General features: G+C 62.5%; 11 protein-coding genes. 4 read left to right on the top strand and 7 right to left on the bottom strand.

Annotated elements, in window-relative coordinates; genetic code table 11:
* Nucleotides 1–9: 9 nt before the first annotated feature.
* From LB532_RS13030 to LB532_RS13045, 4 genes are all read right to left on the bottom strand, one after another.
* A complete protein-coding gene (locus LB532_RS13030) occupies nt 10–2,478 on the bottom strand; it encodes a glycogen/starch/alpha-glucan phosphorylase (RefSeq protein WP_140638726.1) in 2,469 nt (822 codons plus the stop codon).
* Between the two features lie 132 nt (nt 2,479–2,610).
* Complete coding sequence (locus LB532_RS13035; protein WP_140638835.1) at nt 2,611–3,393, bottom strand: ATP-binding cassette domain-containing protein; 783 nt, start codon at nt 3,391–3,393, stop codon at nt 2,611–2,613.
* A complete protein-coding gene (locus tag LB532_RS13040) occupies nt 3,390–4,451 on the bottom strand; it encodes an ABC transporter permease (RefSeq protein WP_140494823.1) in 1,062 nt (353 codons plus the stop codon). Before LB532_RS13040 ends, LB532_RS13035 begins: the two co-directional genes overlap by 4 nt.
* 155 nt (nt 4,452–4,606) lie before the next feature.
* Nucleotides 4,607–5,662, bottom strand: a complete 1,056-nt coding sequence (locus tag LB532_RS13045; RefSeq protein WP_411908876.1) for a sugar ABC transporter substrate-binding protein — start codon at nt 5,660–5,662, stop codon at nt 4,607–4,609.
* Between the two features lie 189 nt (nt 5,663–5,851).
* Between LB532_RS13045 and LB532_RS13050 the strand changes: the two genes are divergently transcribed.
* The 4 genes from LB532_RS13050 to LB532_RS13065 all read left to right on the top strand — a co-directional run bounded on the left by LB532_RS13050 (nt 5,852) and on the right by LB532_RS13065 (nt 10,083).
* Entirely contained in the window at nt 5,852–7,078 is a 1,227-nt protein-coding gene (locus LB532_RS13050; RefSeq protein WP_140638724.1) for an ROK family protein, read from the top strand.
* Entirely contained in the window at nt 7,079–7,525 is a 447-nt protein-coding gene (locus tag LB532_RS13055) for an RbsD/FucU family protein (RefSeq protein ID WP_140638723.1), read from the top strand.
* Nucleotides 7,522–8,445 carry a carbohydrate kinase family protein gene (locus LB532_RS13060; RefSeq protein WP_140638722.1) on the top strand — a complete coding sequence of 308 codons (924 nt, stop codon included), beginning with the start codon at nt 7,522–7,524 and terminating at the stop codon, nt 8,443–8,445. The genes LB532_RS13055 and LB532_RS13060 overlap by 4 nt, the downstream gene beginning before the upstream one ends.
* Nucleotides 8,446–8,940: 495 nt before the next feature.
* Nucleotides 8,941–10,083 (top strand): DegT/DnrJ/EryC1/StrS family aminotransferase, encoded by a 1,143-nt coding sequence (locus LB532_RS13065; protein ID WP_140638721.1) that lies wholly within the window; start codon nt 8,941–8,943, stop codon nt 10,081–10,083.
* 13 nt (nt 10,084–10,096) lie between these two features.
* Here the strand turns inward: LB532_RS13065 and cysQ are convergent, their stop codons facing one another.
* From cysQ to cysD, 3 genes are read right to left on the bottom strand one after another with little or no spacing between them, the layout of a single operon-like run.
* Entirely contained in the window at nt 10,097–10,888 is a 792-nt protein-coding gene (gene cysQ, locus LB532_RS13070; RefSeq protein WP_181169314.1) for a 3'(2'),5'-bisphosphate nucleotidase CysQ, read from the bottom strand.
* Between the two features lie 10 nt (nt 10,889–10,898).
* Nucleotides 10,899–12,836 carry a sulfate adenylyltransferase subunit CysN gene (gene cysN / locus LB532_RS13075; protein WP_181169313.1) on the bottom strand — a complete coding sequence of 646 codons (1,938 nt, stop codon included), beginning with the start codon at nt 12,834–12,836 and terminating at the stop codon, nt 10,899–10,901.
* Between the two features lie 2 nt (nt 12,837–12,838).
* Nucleotides 12,839–13,744 (bottom strand): sulfate adenylyltransferase subunit CysD, encoded by a 906-nt coding sequence (cysD, locus tag LB532_RS13080; protein WP_140638718.1) that lies wholly within the window; start codon nt 13,742–13,744, stop codon nt 12,839–12,841.
* Between the last annotated feature and the right edge of the window lie 578 nt (nt 13,745–14,322).

Below are 14,322 nucleotides of genomic sequence, written 5' to 3' on the forward strand. Positions count from 1 at the left end.
GCAATCACATCAGGCAGGCACGTTCCAGATGTCTTTCGCGTATTGGCGGATCGTGCGATCGGAAGAGAACCAGCCGACGCGCGCGACGTTATGGATTGCCCTGGCGTACCAGTCCGGACTGTTGCGCCAGACGGCGTCAACGTCTCGCTGGCAAGCGGCATAGGCGTCGAAATCCGCCGCGACCATGAACCAGTCGCTGTCGTAGAGACCATTGATGAGATCGCGGTAGCGGTTGGGATCATCGGGCGAAAAGACGCCCGATGAAACGGCCGCGAGCGCCTGCGACAGTTCGGGCGATGCCTCGATGACGCCACGCGGATCGTAGCCATTGTTGCGGCGCTCCGTGACCTCCGCCGTGGTCAGGCCGAAGATGAAGATGTTGTCGTCGCCGACGCACTCCTTGATTTCGACATTGGCGCCGTCGAGCGTGCCAATGGTCAGCGCGCCGTTCAGCGCGAACTTCATGTTGCCGGTGCCCGAAGCCTCCATGCCGGCGGTCGAGATCTGCTCGGAAAGGTCGGCGGCCGGCATCATGATCTCGGCGAGGCTGACATTGTAGTTCGGCACGAACACCACCTTGAGCAAGCCGCGAACGGCCGGATCGCGGTTGATGACCCTGGCGACATCGTTGGCCAGTTTGATGATCAGCTTGGCATTGTGGTAGCTGGGCGCCGCCTTGCCGCCGAAGAATTTCACGCGCGGCATCCAGTCGCGCTCCGGATGCGAGCGGATCTGGTCGTAGAGCGCGACCGCCTCGAGGATGTTCAGGAGTTGGCGCTTGTATTCGTGGATGCGCTTGACCTGGATGTCGAACAGCGCCGAGGGATCAAGCCTGATACCGAGCCGGTCGGCGACGAGATTGGCCAACTTCACCTTGTTCTGCCGCTTCACGCCGGCGAATTTTTCGCGGAAAGCGGTATCGTCGGCAAAGGCATCAAGCCCCTTGACGGCCTCGATGTCATCCAGGAAGCGGTCGCCGATCGCCTCGCGGGCGAGTGCGGTCAGACCTGGGTTGCACTGGATCAGCCAGCGCCGCGGCGTGATGCCGTTGGTCTTGTTGTTGATGCGGTCGGGATAAAGCGTGTGCAGGTCGGCGAACACCGTTTCCTTCATCAGCTCGGTATGCAGCGCCGAGACGCCGTTGATCGAATGCGAGCCGACGAAGGCGAGATTGCCCATGCGCACGCGGCGGTCGCCATTTTCCTGGATCAGCGAGATGCGGCTGATCTGCTCGCCGGAGAACTGATTGGTGGCGCGCGCCTCGAGCAGCACCTGCGCATTGATGGCGTAGACGATCTGCATATGGCGCGGCAAAAGCCGCTCGAACAGCGGCACCGGCCAGCTTTCCAGCGCCTCCGGCAGCAGCGTGTGGTTGGTATAGCCGAAGGTGCGTTTGGTGGTGTCCCAGGCCTGGTCGAAATCCATGCCGTGGACGTCCATCAGGAGGCGCATCAGCTCCGGCACGGCGATCGCCGGATGGGTGTCGTTGAGGTGGATTGCCGCCTTGTCGGGCAGCGACTTCAGGTCGCCATATTGGCTGAGATGCCGCTGCACGATGTCCTGCAGCGAAGCGGTGGAGAAAAAATATTCCTGCCGAAGCCTGAGTTCCTGCCCTGCCATATGGGAATCGGCGGGATAGAGCACGCGCGACAGCGCGTCGGCCTTGTTGCTTTCGGCGAGTGCGCCGATGTGGTCGCCGGCGTTGAACTTGTCGAGCAGGATCGGATCGACCGGCATGCCCGACCACAGCCGCAGGGTGTTGACGCGGTTCCCCCGCCAGCCGACGACGGGGGTGTCGTAGGCGACGGCCAGCACATGCTCGGTCGGCTTCCAGACATGGCGTTCCAGCCGGCCATCCCTGGTGGTGACCGATTCCACCGAGCCGCCGAACCCGACCTCGAACGACCGTTCGCGCCGTTCGAACTCCCAGGGATTGCCGTGATCGAGCCAGGTCTCGGGCAATTCTACCTGCCAGCCGTCATGTATCTCCTGGCGGAACATGCCGTTGGCGTAGCGGATACCGTAGCCATGCGCGGGAATATCGACGGTGGCCATGCTTTCCATGAAGCAGGCGGCGAGCCGGCCGAGGCCGCCGTTGCCAAGCGCTGCATCCGGCTCGAGCGTGGCGATGAGGTCGAGTTCCACACCCAGCGACGACAACGCCTCGCGCATGTTCTCCATCAGGCCGAGATTGGAGAAGGCGTCACGCATCAGGCGGCCGATGAGGAACTCCAGCGAGAGGTAATAGACGCGCTTTTCCTGCTGGGCGTAGGCCTCTTTCGTTGCCTGCATCCAGCGATCGACGATGCGGTCGCGCACGACCTTGATCGAGGCGGTCAGCCAATCGTACTGGGTGGCGACGGTGGTGTCCTTGCCGACCCTGTATTTGAGGGCCATCAAGACTTCCCTTGCGAGCGTCTTGGGGTCGGGATTTTCAAGCAGTGGCGGGAGGGGGTCGGATGTCATCGTGCGCGTCATGCTGCCTCTCGTGCGATTGCCACGATCATACCGGCTTTCATCATTGATCCCAGCCCATGCTACCGCATTGCAGCAAACGTTCAATCGATTTAAGTGAGCCGGAGGCGACTTACCCAGCGGCAATTTGGCAGTTCAGGCGGCCAGCGCTGCCTCCGGCGGCGTCTTTGCCCCGGTCATGAAGGCGACGGCATCGGACATTGTATGTTGTTTGGGATCGATGACGCACAGCCGACGACCCAGCCGATGGATGTGGATCCGGTCTGCCACTTCGAAGACATGCGGCATGTTGTGCGAGATCAGCACGATCGGCAGGCCCCGCTTCTTCACGTCGAGGATGAGTTCCAGCACGCGGCGGCTTTCCTTGACGCCAAGTGCTGCCGTCGGCTCGTCCATGATGACCATCTTAGAGCCGAAAGCGGCGGCGCGCGCCACTGCCACGCCCTGACGCTGGCCGCCCGATAGCGTCTCCACCGCCTGGCTGATGTTCTGGATGGTCATCAGGCCCAGTTCAGTCAGCTTGTCGCGGGCGCGCTTTTCCATCGCCGGACGGTCGAGCATGCGAAGCCATTGGCCGACAAAGCCGGGCTTGCGGATCTCGCGGCCGAGAAACATGTTGTCGGCGATCGACAGCGCCGGCGACAGCGCCAGGTTCTGGTAGACGGTCTCGATGCCGGCTTCGCGGGCCTCCATGGGCGACTTGAAGGCGACCGATTTGCCCTCAAGCCGGATTTCGCCTTCATCGGGCACGACAGCGCCTGAAATCGCCTTGATGAGCGACGACTTGCCGGCGCCGTTGTCGCCGATAACAGCGAGGATTTCGCCGGGGTAGAGGTCGAAATCGGCATTGTCCAAGGCGGTGACGCGGCCGTAGCGCTTGACCAGTCCACGAGCGGTGAGAATAGGGTCCTGGGTCATGCCGAAACCTTTCTGATCCATTGATCGACCGCCACGGCGCCGATGATCAGCACGCCGGTGAGCAGCACCTTCCATTGCGGATCGGCGCCCAGCATGTTGAGGCCCATGGAGACGACACCGACGATCATCGCGCCGAACAGCGTGCCGAGGATCGAGCCGCGGCCGCCGAAAAGAGAAATACCGCCGATCACCGTGGCGGTGATCGCCTGCAGATTGTAGTCGGTCACGGCGGCCGACGGCGAGATCGACCCATTGCGGCCGATGGAGACCCAGGCGGCGAAAGCGGCGATCAGCCCGGCCAGGGTATAGACCGTCATGAGCACCTTCTTGGTCTGGATACCCGACAGTTTCGCCGCCTCCTGGTCGTCGCCGACAGCGTAGACATGGCGGCCCCATGCCGTGTGATTGAGCACGTACCAGAGGAGCAGCACGAGCGCGACCATCGCAATCACGCCGGCCGTCAGCACAGCGGTGCCGACCTTGAAGCTGAGCGCGAACAGATGCAGCAGCGGCGCCTGAACGTCGACATCGGTGTCGCGGATCGTCTCATTGGCCGAATAGATGAAGTTCGTCGCCATGACGATGTTCCAGGTGCCGAGCGTCACGATGAATGGCGGCAGTTTCATGTAGGCGACAAGCACCCCGTTGAGCAGCCCGCAGGCAGCACCCGCGGCAAGTCCGATCGCCACGGCAAGGACGCTCGGCAGGCCGTAGCTGACGGCGCAATTGCCCATGATCACGGCCGAAATCACCATGATGACGCCAATCGAAAGGTCGATGCCGGCCGTGAGGATGACCAGGGTCTGGGCGGCACCCAGAATGCCGACGATGGCGATCTGCTGCAGGATCAGCGTCAGCGTGTAGGACGAGAAGAAACGCCCGCCAATGGTGAGGCCGAACACGATGATCGCCAGAACCAGAACGATCAGCGGCACCGCGGCCGGCGTCGAATGCAGAAAATGCTGGATGCGTCTGACCGCCGATTTATGCTCGTCAAACGCGGCAACGCTCGTGTCGCTGCCCGAGAGAACCTTCTCGAATTCCTGAGCTTGAGACATGTTTCCTCCCCGTAGGGTATCAGCCACGCGGCGACACCCGTCCACGCCTTTCCGGTCTCCTGCCGGGATTGTTCGCGGTCACGCGACCATCGTCCACCCGAAGCGGCCGGGGATCAAGTCCGGCCGCTCCGTTTTTCGTGCCAGTCAGACCGGCATCAGCCCCAGCACTTGGCGAGGCCATCCTTGGTGTCGATGGACTTAACGCCATTGGCCGGCTTGTCGGTCACCAGATTGACGCCGGTGTCGAAGAAGTTCTTGCCTTCGGTCGGCTTCGGCTTGGTGCCGTCCTTGGCGAAGTTGGCGATGGCCTCAATGCCGAGCGCCGCCATCTGCAGCGGATATTGCTGCGATGTCGCGCCGATGACGCCTTCGGCCACCGACTTCACGCCGGGGCAGCCGCCATCGACGGAGACGATCAGCACCTGGCTTTCCAGGCCGACGGCCTTGAGTGCCTGATAGGCGCCGACCGCGGCCGGCTCGTTGATGGTGTGGATGACGTTGATGGTGTTGTCCTTCTGCAGAAGGTTCTCCATCGCCTTGCGGCCGCCCTCCTCATTGCCGTTGGTGACGTCATGGCCGACGATGCGCGCGTCATCCTCGTCGCCGATCTTGTTGGGATCCTTCACGTCGATGCCGTAGCCCATCATGAAGCCCTGGTCGCGCAGCACGTCCACGGTCGGCTGCGAGGGTGTCAGGTCGAGGAAGCCGATCTTGGCGTCCTTGGCCTTGTCCCCCAGCGTCGCGGCGGCCCAGGCGCCGATCAGCTTGCCGGCTTCCAGATTGTCGGTGGCGAAGGTCGCGTCGGCGGCGTCGATTGGATCGAGCGGCGTGTCGAGCGCGATCACCAGCAGGCCGGCATCACGCGCCTTCTTCACCGTCGGCACGATGCCCTTGGTGTCGGACGCGGTGATGAGGATGCCCTTGGCGCCGTCGGCGATGCAGCTCTCGATCGCCGCGACCTGGCTTTCGCTGTCGCCGTCGATCTTGCCGGCATAAGTCTTGAGGTCGACACCAAGCTCCTTGGCCTTGGCGGTCGCACCCTCCTTCATCTTGACGAAGAAGGGATTGGTGTCGGTCTTGGTGATCAGGCAGGCGCCGACACCGGCCGCGGATGCGGACGAGGCGAATGCCATCAGGCCCAGAGCAGCCGCCGCAAAAACGGTGGACTTCAGCAGTTTTGTATTGGTCACGATTTCCTCCCAGTGGAACATTTCAGATGCCGGCCAACCGGCACCCCTCCGGCATCCAAGCAACCTCTCCCGGTACGGATGCCTGCCTCAAATGACACCAGACCAATCTCTCTGTCAATAATTAAATCACTCTTATTTATTATTGACAGCCTTGCGCCGTTCGCACATTCTGCCCCAAAAGCATCGAGGGGAAATAACGGGAGGAACAGGGTGGAGACGGCCATTGCCAGGCATGGTTCGCCCGAGGCGAATGAGAGCCTTATTCACCGCGGCACCAACCAGAGCGGCATGCGGGACCACAATGAGCGGCTGGTGCTGTCGCTGGTGCGCCAGCATGGCAGCCTGGCGAAGTCCGACATCGCCCGCATGACCGGACTGTCGGCGCAAACCGTTTCCGTCATCATGCGCGAGCTCGAGGAGGAAAGCCTGCTGCTGCGGCAGGCGCCGCTGCGCGGCAAGATCGGCCAGCCCTCCATCCCCATGGCGCTCAATCCCGAGGGCGCGTTCTTCATCGGCCTGAAGATCGGCCGCCGCAGCGCCGAACTCGTGCTGATCGATTTCCTCGGCAATGTACGTTCGATGCTGCAGCATTCCTACCGCTACCCTGCCCCGCGCGAGACGGTGGAATTCGTCACATCAGGCATGAAGAAGATGCGTGGCGAGCTTTCGCCCGCGCAGGACAAGCGCATAGCGGGGCTCGGCATCGCCATGCCGTTCGAGCTCTGGAACTGGGCCGATACCGCCGGCGCGCCGCGCGACGTCATGGACGAATGGCGCCATCGCGATATCCGCGCGGAGATCCAGGCGCAATGCGATTTTCCGGTCTATCTGCAGAACGACGCCACTTCGGCCTGCGGCGCGGAGCTGGTCTTCGGCCAGGCAGGCGCCCCGCGTGATTTCGTCTATTTCTATATCGGCGCCTTTGCCGGCGGCGGCATCGTCCTCAACGGGCGGCTCTTTGGCGGTCCGACCGGCAACGCCGGCGCGCTGGGCTCCATGCCGGTGCCCGGACCGGAGGGAAGGCCGACCCAATTGATCGACGTGGCCTCGATCGCCATGCTCGAAAAAGCGCTCAATGCGCGGGGCGTCGAGGCGTCGCATCTGTGGACCTCGCCCGAGGACTGGGGCGAGATCGGCGCCGAGCTCGACGACTGGATCACAAACGCCTCGCGGGCGCTCGCTTATGCCATAGTGGCGGCGTCGTCCGTCATCGACTTCGAGGCGGCGGTGATCGACGGCTGGATGCCGACGCAGGTGCGCCGCAGGCTGGTCGACGCGGTCATCGCAACCATCGACACGATCGATGCCGAGGGATTGAAACTGCCAAACGTCCGCGAAGGCACCGTCGGTATTCACGCGCGCGCTCTCGGGGGCGCCAGCCTGCCACTATCCGAGCGCTTCCTGATCGGTTCGACCACGATTTCCAGGAGCATATGAATGCTGATCGGAATTCCGGCGCTGCTCGGTCCGGAGCTTCTGGCGATCCTGCGCGCGATGGGGCATGGCGACGAAATCGCCCTGGTCGATGGAAACTACCCGGCCGAAGAGCAGGCAAGGCGGCTGGTGCGGGCCGACGGCCACCATCTCATGCCGGTGCTGGACGCCATATTGAGCGTGCTGCCCGTCGATGACGTCGTGCCAGAGGCGCTGTTTCGCGCCTCGGCCAAAGGCGACCCTTCGCTCGCCGATCCCGTGCATCATGAAATTGAAGTGCTGTGTGCAAAACGCGCGCCGGGGCGCAAGGTGGTTGCGCTGGCCGGTGCCGACTTCTATGCACGCGTCAGGGCCGCGCACGCCATCGTCGCGACCAGCGAACCCAGGCTCTACGCCAACATCATCATCCGCAAGGGCGTGATCCATCCGCCGGAGACGACAAGACAATGATCCTTTGCTGCGGCGAGGCCCTGATCGATATGCTGCCGCGCACGACGACGGAGGGAGAACGGGCCTTCGCACCCTATGTCGGCGGCGCGGTGTTCAATACCGCCATTGCGCTCGGCCGGCTGGGCGCTCCTGCCAGCTTCTTCTCGGGCCTGTCGTCGGACCTGTTCGGCGGCCAGCTCCGCGAAGCGCTCGGGGCGAGTAAGGTCAGTTCCACCTATGCGCACACTTCGCCCCGGCCGACGACGCTCGCCTTCGTGCGGCTGAACGATGGCCAGGCAACCTACACTTTTTACGACGAGAACACCGCCGGGCGCATGCTGACCGTCGAGGATCTGCCGCAACTCGGTCCGGAGATCGAGGCCATGCTGTTCGGCGCCATCAGCCTTATTTCGGACCCGGCGGGGGCCGCCTACGAGGAATTGATGAAGCGCGAGCATGGTCGTCGCGTCATGATGCTCGACCCCAACATCCGGCCGAACTTCATCCCGGACAAGGCAAAGCATCTGAAGCGTATTCGCGAGATGATGGCGATGGCCGATATCGTGAAACTCTCGGATGAAGATCTTCACTGGTTCGACGAAGCCGGCTCGCACGAGGATGTCGTGCGCAACTGGCTCGACCGCGGCCCCAAGCTGATCGTCGTGACCCATGGCGCCGAAGGCGCCGTTGGTTACACCAGGGATCACATGGTCAGCGTGACGCCGCAAAAAGTCGAGGTGGTCGATACGGTCGGCGCCGGTGATACGTTCAACGCCGGCATCCTCGCCTCCCTGCACGAACAAGGCCTGCTGACGAAGACGGCAACCTCCGGGCTATCGCAGGACGCTATCCGCAAGGCGCTGGTGCTTGGTGCCAAGGCAGCCGCGGTAACCGTGGCGCGGGCCGGCGCCAATCCGCCCTGGCGGCATGAGATCGCCTGAGTAGCGCTCCAGGGCAACGAATCCGAATTAACGGGTTCCTTCGAACCTTCCCCGGCGCGCTGTTGATGAAGCATTAAAGGAAAACCCGCCTGTGCCGCGGGTCCTGGAGCAACTCAGCACCATAGGCAAATATGTAGCATAGCTGCCCTCACCCCGTCAAGAAAAAATTCCTATCCTCCGATAGCTGCCGCACTACGGACTGGCTGTCCCCAGCCCCTGGCTGACCCCGGTTCGGGCCTCGGTAAAGGCCCAACATGGATTGAGCCGTCGATCACTTTATGTTTCGCAGGGTCGACTCTGGGGTTCTAAGGCCGTAATTGCGCCCGACGAAGCGCGGATTTTCGGCGTCTGGCTGACCGACACCGAGAAAATGCGGTAACAGGCTGTCACGATCAGGCAATTTGCCGCTCCGCGCGCCCGGCTTTCTCGGCAGGCGCAATTCTGATACCAGCGGGCCGAGGCTAGACCGCTTGGTTAAAATCGTTTGAGGACGACATGCAGTTCATCGATCTTGGCGCACAGCGCGAACGAATCCGCGACCGGCTGAAGGCAGCGATCGACCATGTCGTTGAGGACGGCCGCTATATCCTCGGTCCCCAGGTAGCCGAATTCGAGAAAAAGCTCGCCGCCTATGTCGGCGTCAAGCATGTCGTGGCCTGCGCCAACGGCACCGACGCACTGCTTTTGCCGCTGTTCGCTGCCGGGATCGGCCCGGGCGATGCCGTGTTCGTGCCGAGCTTCACCTTTGCCGCCACAGCGGAAGTGGTAGCGCTGGCCAAGGCCGAGCCGGTGTTCGTCGACGTCGATCCCAACACCTACAATATCGATATCGCCAGCCTCGAGGCGGCGATCGCGATGATCAAGAACGAAGGCCGGCTGAAGCCCAGGGCGATCATTCCGGTCGACCTCTTCGGCCTTGCCGCCGACTACGACGCCATCATGGCGATCGCCGACCGGGAAGGCCTGATGGTGATCGAGGATGCCGCCCAGTCGATGGGCGGTTCGGCGGACGGCAAGATGTGCGGGTCGTTCGGCACGGTCGGCTCGACCAGTTTCTACCCAGCGAAGCCGCTCGGCTGCTACGGCGACGGTGGAGCGATGTTCACCAACGACGATGCCTTGGCCGACAAGCTGCGCTCCTTCGCCTTCCACGGCAAGGGCGAGACCCAATATGACAACATCCGGGTCGGCATCAATTCACGGCTCGACACGCTGCAGGCCGCGATCCTGATCGAAAAGCTCGCCATTCTCGAGGACGAGATGGTTGCCCGGCAAATGGTGGCGAACCGTTATGCCGAAGGGCTTGGCGATGTCGTGACGGCAGCCCGCAACCTGGACGGCAGCCGCTCGGCCTGGGCGCAATACGCCATCGAGACGCCCAAGCGCGACGGGCTGAAGGCTCATCTCGGCGAAAAAGGCATTCCGTCGGTCATCTACTATGTGAAGCCGCTGCACGAGCAGATCGCCTATCGCGACTATCCGAGAACGCCGACCGGCCTTGCCGTATCGGAGCAATTGCCCAAGCGCATCCTGTGCCTACCGATGCACCCCTATCTCAGCGAAGCCGATCAGGACCGGATCATCGAGACAATCCGCAACTATGTCGGATCGAACTCGGCGCAGGCTGCGGCCGAGTAGTCAGCAACCAATATCAGGCGGGGCCCGCCCCTGCCCGGCCGCTGGCGATGAAATGCGGATTGGCGAAATCCGCATCGCCGCCCTGGTTTCGCTTGCCATACATCAAGGGCTGTCCGTCCAGCGTGCGCGTGATGCCGCCGGCGGCGCGCAGCACGGCATCGCCGGCTGCGGTATCCCACTCCATGGTGCGACCGAAGCGCGGATAAATGTCCGCCTCGCCATTGGCGACCAGACAGAATTTCAGCGACGAGCCGACAGAGACGATCTCAGCGACGCCTAGGTCGCGAATATAGGCTTCGGTTTCGGGCGTGTTGTGGGAGCGGCTCGCAACCACAGCCAGCGGCGTCGCAGCCGCTCTCACCGAAATCGGCCGGCGAGAAGCGATGCGGTAGTCGCCATCCGTTTCGAGGGATTCCGCCCTCCCCGGCAGCCCGGAAAAGAAGCGCCCCGTGCAGGGCGCGAAGACGACGCCGACTTCGGGCACGCCATGACGGACAAACGCGATGTTGACGGTGAAATCGGTGCGGCGATTGACGAATTCTTTGGTGCCGTCCAGCGGATCGATCAGAAAGAAAGCCTCGTCCAGGTCCGGGGGCACGATGCCGGCGGATGCTTCCTCCTCGGCCACGCAGGGAATGTCGGGAAAGGCGGCGCGCAATCCGGCCAGAATGATCTTCTCGCTCTCGCGGTCCGCCTCGGTCACCGGCGAGGAATCTGATTTCTGGTCGACCGCGCAGCCGGCGTGGAACACACGCATGACCTCGCGGCCGGCCGCCAAAGCGAGCCCCTCGAAAATTTCGAGCATCGACCTGTCGTCAGATGCCGCCGCCATTGTCGTATTGGTCTTCGGCAATGTCACGCTCGTTCAGCCAGTGTTCCAGGGCATCTACCATCTCCTCGGCCGATTTGCCGAGTGTCTTCAGATGGATTTCCGGTTTTTCCGGCGCTTCGTAAGGCGAGTCGACACCGGTGAAGTTCTTGATCTCGCCATTGAGCGCGCGGGCGTAGAGTCCTTTCGGGTCACGCCTGGCGCATTCCTCGAACGGCGTGTCGACGAACACCTCGACGAACTCGCCTTCAGCCATCAATTCGCGGGCCATGCGCCGCTCGGCGCTGAAGGGCGAAATGAAGGAAACGATGACGATCAGCCCTGCATCGGCCATGAGGCGGGCCACTTCGGCGACGCGGCGGATGTTTTCGACGCGGTCGGCGTCGGTAAAGCCGAGATCGCGGTTGAGGCCGTGGCGGACATTGTCGCCGTCGAGAATGTAGGTATGGCGCCCGGAGGCGAACAGCTTCTTCTCGAACAGGTTGGCGATGGTCGATTTGCCCGAGCCCGACAGCCCGGTGAACCAGAACACGGCGGGCCGCTGGTTCTTGATGTCCGCACGTACCCGCTTGCCGACATCGAGCGATTGCCAATGGATGTTCTCGGCACGGCGCAGCGAATGCAGGATCATGCCGGCGCCGACCGTGGCGTTGCTGATGCGGTCGATCAGGATAAAGGCGCCGGTTGTACGGTTCTCGGCGAAGGTGTCGAAAGCGATCGGCGTGCGCGTCGAGATGTTGCAGATGCCCACTTCGTTCATCTCGAGCGACTTGGCAGCTTCACGGGCAAAGTCGTTGACATTGACCCGGTATTTCAGATCGGTGACGGTGACGCTGGTCTGGTCGGTCTCGGTGCGCAGGATATAGGAGCGGCCCGGCAGCAGCGCATGTTCGTCGAACCAGACGATGTTGGCGGCGAACTGGTCGGCAACCTGCGGGCGTGCGGCAGGCGCCACCAGCATGTTGCCCCGGGAAATCTCGACCTCGTCATCGAGGACAAGCGTGATGGCCTGGCCGGCGACCGCCTGGGCAAGATCGCCGCCCTGCGCGACGATGCGCCTGACGCGGGAGGATTTGCCCGACTTGGCGACGACGACCTCGTCGCCTTGCGAGATCGCGCCCGAGGCGATCGTTCCGGCGAAGCCGCGAAAATCGAGATTGGGACGGTTGACGTACTGCACCGGAAAACGGAACGGCAACTCGGCCGCGGCCTCGTCGACCGAGACGGTTTCGAGATGTTCGATCAGCGTCGGGCCGGAATACCATTCCATCCTGTCGGAGCGGCCGGTGACGTTGTCGCCGTAGCGCGCCGACATCGGGATCGGCACGATGGTCTCAAAGCCGAGATCGCGCGAAAATTGCAGATAGTCCTGCGTGATCCGGTCGAAGACCGCCTGGTCGAAATCGACGAGATCGATCTTGTTGACGGCCAGCACGATATGGCGGATGCCGAGCAGCGAGGCGATGATCGAGTGGCGCCTGGTCTGGCGCAGCACGCCTTGCCGCGCATCGATCAGCACGATCGCCAAGTCGGCGGTGGAGGCGCCGGTGGCCATGTTACGCGTGTACTGCTCGTGGCCGGGCGTGTCGGCGACAATGAATTTGCGCTTTGGCGTGGCGAAGAAGCGATAGGCGACGTCGATGGTGATGCCCTGCTCGCGCTCGGCTTCGAGACCGTCGACCAGCAGTGCGAAATCGATGTCGTCGCCGGTCGTTCCGTGCTTGCGCGAATCGCGTTCGAGCGCGGCGAGCTGGTCCTCGAAAATCTGCTTGGTGTCGGAGAGCAGACGGCCAATCAGCGTCGACTTGCCATCGTCGACGGAGCCGCAGGTGAGAAAGCGCAGCAGCGATTTCTTCTCCTGCGCCGCCAGATAGTCGCGGACGCCGTCGGTAGGTGCGAGGCTCTTTGCCATGATGTGGCGCATGGTCAGAAATACCCCTCGCGCTTCTTCTTTTCCATCGAGCCGGCTTCGTCCCGGTCGATCAGGCGGCCTTGCCGTTCGGAGGTGCGCGCGGTCAGCATCTCGCCGACGATAGCTTCCAGCGTGTCGGCTTCCGATTCGATGGCGCCGGTCAGCGGGTAGCAGCCGAGCGTGCGGAAGCGCACCAGCCGATTCTCGATCGTCTCACCGGGGCGCAATTTCATGCGATCGTCGTCCTTGAGGATGAGCATGCCGTCGCGTTCGACGACCGGCCGCTGCTTGGCGAAATAGAGCGGCACGATCGGGATGTTCTCCTGCAGGATGTACTGCCAGATGTCGAGCTCGGTCCAGTTGGACAGCGGAAAGACGCGGATCGATTCACCCGTGGCGATGCGGGTGTTGAAGATCTTCCACATTTCGGGCCGCTGGTTCTTCGGATCCCAGACATGCTGGGCGTTGCGGAAGGAAAAGATGCGCTCCTTGGCGCGCGACTTTTCCTCGTCGCGGCGGGCGCCGCCAAAGGCGGCATCGAAACCGTATTTGTCGAGCGCCTGGCGCAGCGCCACGGTCTTCATCACATGGGTGTGCGTGTTCGAGCCATGATCGAACGGATTGATGTTGTCGCGCACGCCATCCTGGTTGACGTGAACCAGGAGATCGAAGCCGAGTTTTTGCGCCATCTGATCGCGAAAGGCGATCATCTCGCGAAATTTCCACGTCGTGTCGACATGAAGGAACGGAAAAGGCGGCTTGGCGGGATAGAACGCCTTCATCGCCAGGTGCATCAGCACGGACGAATCCTTGCCCACGGAATAGAGCATGACCGGCTTGGCGAAGGCGGCCGCGACTTCACGGAATATGTGGATTGACTCGGCCTCAAGCCGCTGCAGGTGCGTAAGCGCTGTTGTCATGGCCTGTCTAGCGTTCTCTCGTGCCTTCCGACAGAAGACCTGGCATCAAATCATCGGGCTTCACGCCCGGTTCAAGCTTGCTTCTGGACAATGTTATTCTTGCGGGCGTTCTAGCAGATCGCCGCTGCCCAGAACAATGCAAGACGCGCCTGGCAAGGAGCGGTTCGGGAATGAATTTTCCATCCATGCACCAAAATCCGGAAATTCCTGCTTATCACGCCGGCGGCTGAGAAAATGCGGGGGAAAAAATTGCTTGATGAAAAGTACGCAGTCTTCGCCGCGCCCAATCCGATCGTCTGCCAGCGGCTGCCGATTTTCGGTGGCAATCGGCCTTGACGCACTTTCAGAAAAAGACCCAAGCCGCTATACCGGCCCCTGAAAGCGGGCAGATGCACGATGCGACACGGGCAATTTCGGCAGGGCTATGTTCGCCGCCGTCAGACAATCCGCCGTGTGAAGCGTCCGAGAATGGTGAGCCGCCCTTGAGCCAGCTTTCATCGATAAGACGGCAGTTCTCGCCCGCGCGGATCAATATCTATTTTTCCGTCGCTTGCTTCTTTTTTCCACCGGTCCTGGGG

Origin of the sequence: Mesorhizobium sp. ESP-6-2 (genome assembly GCF_020164675.1) — a bacterium.
Lineage (GTDB): Bacteria > Pseudomonadota > Alphaproteobacteria > Rhizobiales > Rhizobiaceae > Mesorhizobium.

Bases quoted from the DNA above. Each gene is read 5' to 3' on its own strand.
- LB532_RS13030 (WP_140638726.1), bottom strand. From the start codon at position 2,478: ATGACGCGCACGATGACATCCGACCCCCTCCCGCCACTGCTTGAAAAT.
- LB532_RS13035 (WP_140638835.1), bottom strand. From the start codon at position 3,393: ATGACCCAGGACCCTATTCTCACCGCTCGTGGACTGGTCAAGCGCTAC.
- LB532_RS13040 (WP_140494823.1), bottom strand. From the start codon at position 4,451: ATGTCTCAAGCTCAGGAATTCGAGAAGGTTCTCTCGGGCAGCGACACG.
- LB532_RS13045 (WP_411908876.1), bottom strand. From the start codon at position 5,662: ATGTTCCACTGGGAGGAAATCGTGACCAATACAAAACTGCTGAAGTCC.
- LB532_RS13055 (WP_140638723.1), top strand. From the start codon at position 7,079: ATGCTGATCGGAATTCCGGCGCTGCTCGGTCCGGAGCTTCTGGCGATC.
- LB532_RS13060 (WP_140638722.1), top strand. From the start codon at position 7,522: ATGATCCTTTGCTGCGGCGAGGCCCTGATCGATATGCTGCCGCGCACG.
- LB532_RS13065 (WP_140638721.1), top strand. From the start codon at position 8,941: ATGCAGTTCATCGATCTTGGCGCACAGCGCGAACGAATCCGCGACCGG.
- cysQ (WP_181169314.1), bottom strand. From the start codon at position 10,888: ATGCTCGAAATTTTCGAGGGGCTCGCTTTGGCGGCCGGCCGCGAGGTC.
- cysN (WP_181169313.1), bottom strand. From the start codon at position 12,836: ATGCGCCACATCATGGCAAAGAGCCTCGCACCTACCGACGGCGTCCGC.
- cysD (WP_140638718.1), bottom strand. From the start codon at position 13,744: ATGACAACAGCGCTTACGCACCTGCAGCGGCTTGAGGCCGAGTCAATC.